The sequence below is a fragment of the Planktothrix sp. FACHB-1355 genome, from assembly GCF_014748295.1.
GTDB classification, from domain to species: Bacteria; Cyanobacteriota; Cyanobacteriia; order Cyanobacteriales; family Aerosakkonemataceae; genus Aerosakkonema; species Aerosakkonema funiforme_A.
This window is the reverse complement of record NZ_JACJUP010000460.1, coordinates 1-4,890: the sequence shown is the minus strand read 5'-3', so window position 1 is coordinate 4,890 and position 4,890 is coordinate 1. Positions and strand designations below refer to the sequence as shown.

Genomic DNA, 4,890 nt, shown 5'->3' with positions numbered 1-4,890 from the left:
CCAGCCCCGCCGCGCATGAGAGAGGTTTCTCGATTATTTAGTTTTAATTCTCTTTTGAGTGCGTACACGACAACATCTGCTTAAATTTGTTTATTTTATTAAGTATAACCCGATCGAGAAGTATATGAAAATTTAACCAACGATTCAGTGCAGACCATCCTCAACATGATTCAGGTACTACCGATGCTACCGGACAGGATATTATTTCAAATTTTGCATAAGTTTTATGAGCAATCGGGAAAGGCGATCGCACACAACACCCTTATCTTTCATAACAGTTCTACCATAGTCATTAAGCCTGAAAATATACGCAAATCCCTTTTTTTCTGGCTACATCAGAAAACCCGCGTTGGGGCGAGGCTTCTTTAGGTACAGCAAACTGAGCAAAATCAAAACATGAACCAAGTTGATTACCTCCGGATTAGCTTAATCGATCGCTGCAATTTCCGGTGTCAGTATTGTATGCCGGAAGGGGCAGAGCTAAACTACATCTTGCAGCAACACCTGTTGACCGACGAAGAACTGCTCACCCTGATTGAGGAAGTGTTTGTACCTGTGGGATTTACGCGATTTCGCCTGACAGGAGGAGAGCCTTTGCTGCGTCAGAACGTTGTAGAGTTGGTAAGGGCGATCGCATCTTTTCCCGAAACTCAAGATATCTCGATGACTACCAACGGGTTTTTACTCGCTGGAATGGCGCAAGATTTGTACGATGCCGGTTTGCGACGCATTAATATCAGTCTGGATTCCCTCAACCCGGATACTTTTGATAAAATCGTCGGCAATCGCGGTCGATCGCGCTGGCAGGAGGTTTGGGAGGGCATTCAAGCTGCGTATCGGGTAGGGTTCGATCCCCTCAAATTGAACGTAGTTATAATTCCGGATGTGAACGATCGCGAAGTTCTCGATTTAGCAGCTCTCACCTTCGATCGAGAATGGCACGTTCGTTTTATTGAATTTATGCCGATTGGCAATGGCGAACTATTCGGTAATCGCGGTTGGGTGTCTTCCGAAGAGTTACGACAGCGCATCCGCGCTCGCTGGGGCTTGACAGAAGGGCAAGTTCGCGGTAATGGCCCTGCCGATGTGTTCCAGATACCGGGAGCGAAGGGGACGTTGGGATTTATCAGCCAGATGTCAGAATGTTTTTGCGATCGCTGTAATCGGATGCGCCTTTCGGCAGATGGTTGGTTGCGTCCGTGTTTGTTAAACGAAAGCGGACAAATTGACCTAAAGAGCGCACTCCGCGCTGGTGTTAGCACGGATGAATTACGCGATCGAGTTTTTCAGCTACTGGCGATTAAACCAGAGATTAACTTCAAACAGCGCTATTCGGGAACGACTGGTGCTTATTCCCGCACCATGTCGCAAATTGGCGGCTGAAAGAATTTTAGATTTTGGATTTTGGATTTTGGATTGAATTTAAAATCCAAAATCCGAAATCGAAAATCCTTAGGCTTGCCGCGAGTAGTATTCAACCACCAGCAGCTCGTTGATTTGTAGCGCCACCCATTCGCGTTCGACCAGACCGTTAACTTTGCCAACAAGCTTGTTTTTATCAAACTCCAAATGGCTGGGTAGGTTTGCCAAACCGGGGTATTGCAGGTTAGCTTCCACCAGCTTGCGGGATTTTTCCCTGTCTCTGACACCGATCGTTTCTCCGGGTCTGCAACTGTAGCTGGGAATGTTGACTACGCGACCGTTCACTGTGATGTGACCGTGATTTACCAGCTGGCGGGCTGCTGGGATGGTGGGAGCCATACCCATACGGAACACCGTATTATCCAGGCGCATTTCCAGCAACTGCAACAGCACCTGTCCGGTGGAACCGGTAACGCGACGGGCTCTGCGGACGTAGCGCAGCAGCTGGGTTTCGGTTAAACCATAGTTAAAGCGAAGCTTTTGCTTTTCTTCTAAACGAATAGCATATTCAGAACGCTTCTTGCGGTTCTGACCGTGCTGACCGGGTGGATAAGCACGTCTTGGCGACTTCCGAGTTAAGCCGGGTAAGTCTCCCAAGCGACGAACAACTCTGAGGCGTGGGCCTCTGTATCGCGACATCTCGCTTCCTCTCTAGATCCTCAATATAATAGCCAGACTTTCCAGTATCGCAAACTTTTAGTGCAAATATCAACAAGATAGATCGAATCTGCTATTGTTTTGTTCATTGCAGGACGTTGTGCTTAGGGCTACTGAAAACCCTACCCCCAGCCGTCAGGCGGGGTAGGGTAGTTTATATTGGCAGAGGTTTATCTAACTTTAACCATGATGGGAAAGAGTTTTTCCAATAAATTGTCTCGTTTAATTCGCTGTTGGGCTACACCCTTGGCGACACTGTGTTTATTGCCTTACGCTATACCCAGCAATCCGGCTGGAGCAGTGACGCGGAACGAGTTCCGAAGATGTGCCTACGAGATGGTGCGTGCGGATATACCCGCAGCGGTAGCGGCAGACGCCTGTGCAGCATCGCTGTATCCGGAAGATTTAACCAGATGCGTTATGGGGATAAATCAGCAAACGAACATTGCGGCGGTGGATGCCCTTTCCACTTGCGTGACGGTGCGACGACCCCGCGACCTGGCAACCTGCGTGGTAAATATCAGCAACCGCACTCAAAACGCATCGGCTCCAGACGTTTTGGATAATTGCCGCCGCAGTTTGTTACCGGTGCGCTTTGCTGATTGCGTGGTGGGATTGCATAGGGAAGTGGATATTTCTGTGTCGCAAGTGATGAGAACCTGCATTGATGGGAGCGATCGCCCACAGGATTTTTACCCTTCCAGTGTAGCGCCCCGCAGAACTTCACCGCTGCTCGATCGGCCTATTCCCGTACCCCAAACGCCACCGCTGGGGCCATCAAACTTGCCCATATTGCCTAGAAACCCGCGAGGGTTGTAAAAAATTACTTGTGCTAAGCTGACTGCAAATTATTCTGTATTTTTGAGCGGGCAAGTTGTGGAACGCTGCGAGATTGCTGGGTGTGTTTCGATTTTCCGATTAGCAGTCAGCTACGCCTGCTACAGCGCAACCGTTCGCTTTTGCGAGTGTGGGAATAAATTATACACTCAACCCTCAAGGCAATAAAAGGGCGATCGACACAGAAAATAGCAACGAGCGAAAATTTTTACGTATCTTATTGCATATTCCCGATCCTACTGGCAGTAAAGCTTTATTTCTGGCTTTAATGGTAGAAAGTCAATGATGATAAACTCCAAGGAAGAATTAAAATTCCCTGTTGAAGGTGCCTACCGTTACATTTATAGTCCAGAAGTAATACCAGCTTTTTGCAATGCACCCCAAAAACCACACTAAAAACTTAAAACTTAAGGAAACTAACAAGACAAAAGAAAAACAAAATCTTTCTCTTTTGCCTTTTGCCGCCGTAACCGGGCAAACCTTGGGAACGCTTTTACCTTCTAACGCTGCATCCTATCTCGCCTTAAGTCTGGTAGCCTTAATCGGCAGTTTGTACGCTGAAGGGCTGAAAGCACAGACTCTGACACCAAATCCCAGCCAAGTACCGAATCCGGTGCTTCCCACTCCGCCAACACCGCCGCCTTTACCGCCACTACCAACGCCCGCACCGCTACCACCACCTTCCGAACTGCTGCAACCATCAACTCCCTCAAATACGGCACCTACAGAACCTGCCCCCAGTGACCTTCCCAGTACCATCAAAGTGGAACGGTTCGAGTTCGAGGGCAATACAGCCTTGAGCGATCGAGAATTAGCTGAAGTTACTAAACCATTTCTGGGCGATGTTTCCTTTGCCCAGCTGCTGCAAGCGCGTTCTGCGGTAACGCAACTGTACGTCAGCAAGGGATACATCACATCTGGTGCTTTTATTCCACCCCAAGCACTCAACGGCGGCGTTGTCAAGATTCAGGTGGTGGAAGGTGTTGTGGAAGAAATCCGAGTTACCGGTACTGGGCGGTTGAATGCTAACTATGTGCGATCGCGGGTTGCCTTGGGTGCAGATAAGCCGCTGAATGTCAACCGCCTGCTGCAATCTCTGCAACTGCTGCAACTCAATCCCTTAATCAGAAATATTTCCGCAGAACTTTCAGCGGGATCGCGTCCCGGATCTAGTGTACTGGAAGTGACAGTACGACCAGCCCCAACCGAAGACCTTCAGATCACTTTCGATAACGGTCGTTCGCCTAGCGTGGGTACTTTACGGCGAGGAGTGGCGTTTACCGAAGCTAACTTGCTGGGACAGGGAGATGCTTTGGCCTTGTCCTATGCCAATACTACCGGCAGTCACGAATTCGATGCCAGCTATACTTATCCCATCAACGCCCGTAACGGCACCCTCCGTTTCAGCTTTGGTTACACAAAAAGCAGTATCATCGAAGAACCTTTCGACCAAGTTGATATTGAGGCGGCTTCCCGCGACTACGAACTGACATACCGCCAACCAATTATTCAAACTCCTACTCAAGAATTCGCCGTGGGTGTGACCGCTTCTCGGCGAGAAAGCAAGACTTTCCTTTTAGATGAGCCTTTCCAGCTTTCTCCCGGTGCGGATGACGAGGGGCGCACGCGCATTTCGGCGATCCGGGTTTTCCAAGAATGGACGCAGCGAAGCAGTCAATCTGTATTCGCCGCTCGATCGCAGTTCAATTTTGGCATAGGTGCTTTTGACGCCTCGATTAACGAAAGCTATCCAGATAGCCGATTTGTCGGTTGGCGGGGACAGGCGCAATGGTTGCGTCTGCTGGGAGGACGAGGAAGAGATACGACTAATTCCCCTTTGCTGTTGCTGCGTGCAGATATGCAGTTAGCCGATCGCGCTCTTTTACCATTAGAGCAGTTTGGTTTGGGTGGTTTTGAAAGCGTGCGCGGATATCGTCAAGACGCCTTACTCACGGATAATGGCGTTTTTGCTTC

5 protein-coding genes are annotated in these 4,890 nt (G+C 49.2%); 4 read left to right on the top strand and 1 reads right to left on the bottom strand.

Translation table 11 applies throughout. The features are described from left to right. Positions 1-396 precede the first annotated feature (396 nt). The gene (gene moaA, locus H6S82_RS18380; protein WP_190475790.1) at positions 397-1,383 is read left to right on the top strand and encodes a GTP 3',8-cyclase MoaA; all 987 of its coding nucleotides are present in this window, start codon (positions 397-399) and stop codon (positions 1,381-1,383) included. A gap of 69 nt (positions 1,384-1,452) precedes the next feature. Here the strand turns inward: moaA and rpsD are convergent, their stop codons facing one another. Beyond that, a complete protein-coding gene (rpsD, locus tag H6S82_RS18375; RefSeq protein ID WP_190475788.1) occupies positions 1,453-2,061 on the bottom strand; it encodes a 30S ribosomal protein S4 in 609 nt (202 codons plus the stop codon). Between the two features lie 177 nt (positions 2,062-2,238). Here rpsD and H6S82_RS18370 point away from each other — a divergent pair, with 177 nt between their 5' ends. From H6S82_RS18370 to H6S82_RS18360, 3 genes are all read left to right on the top strand, one after another. Continuing rightward, positions 2,239-2,898, top strand: a complete 660-nt coding sequence (locus H6S82_RS18370; protein ID WP_190475786.1) for a hypothetical protein — start codon at positions 2,239-2,241, stop codon at positions 2,896-2,898. A gap of 148 nt (positions 2,899-3,046) precedes the next feature. Continuing rightward, positions 3,047-3,202, top strand: a complete 156-nt coding sequence (locus H6S82_RS18365) for a hypothetical protein (RefSeq protein ID WP_190475784.1) — start codon at positions 3,047-3,049, stop codon at positions 3,200-3,202. Between the two features lie 87 nt (positions 3,203-3,289). Continuing rightward, on the top strand, positions 3,290-4,890 hold a 1,601-nt coding region (locus tag H6S82_RS18360; protein ID WP_191056514.1), incomplete at its 3' end, for a ShlB/FhaC/HecB family hemolysin secretion/activation protein.

Excerpts from the sequence above, each read along its gene's own strand:
- moaA (WP_190475790.1), top strand. The coding sequence starts at position 397 with ATGAACCAAGTTGATTACCTCCGGATTAGCTTAATCGATCGCTGCAAT.
- rpsD (WP_190475788.1), bottom strand. The coding sequence starts at position 2,061 with ATGTCGCGATACAGAGGCCCACGCCTCAGAGTTGTTCGTCGCTTGGGA.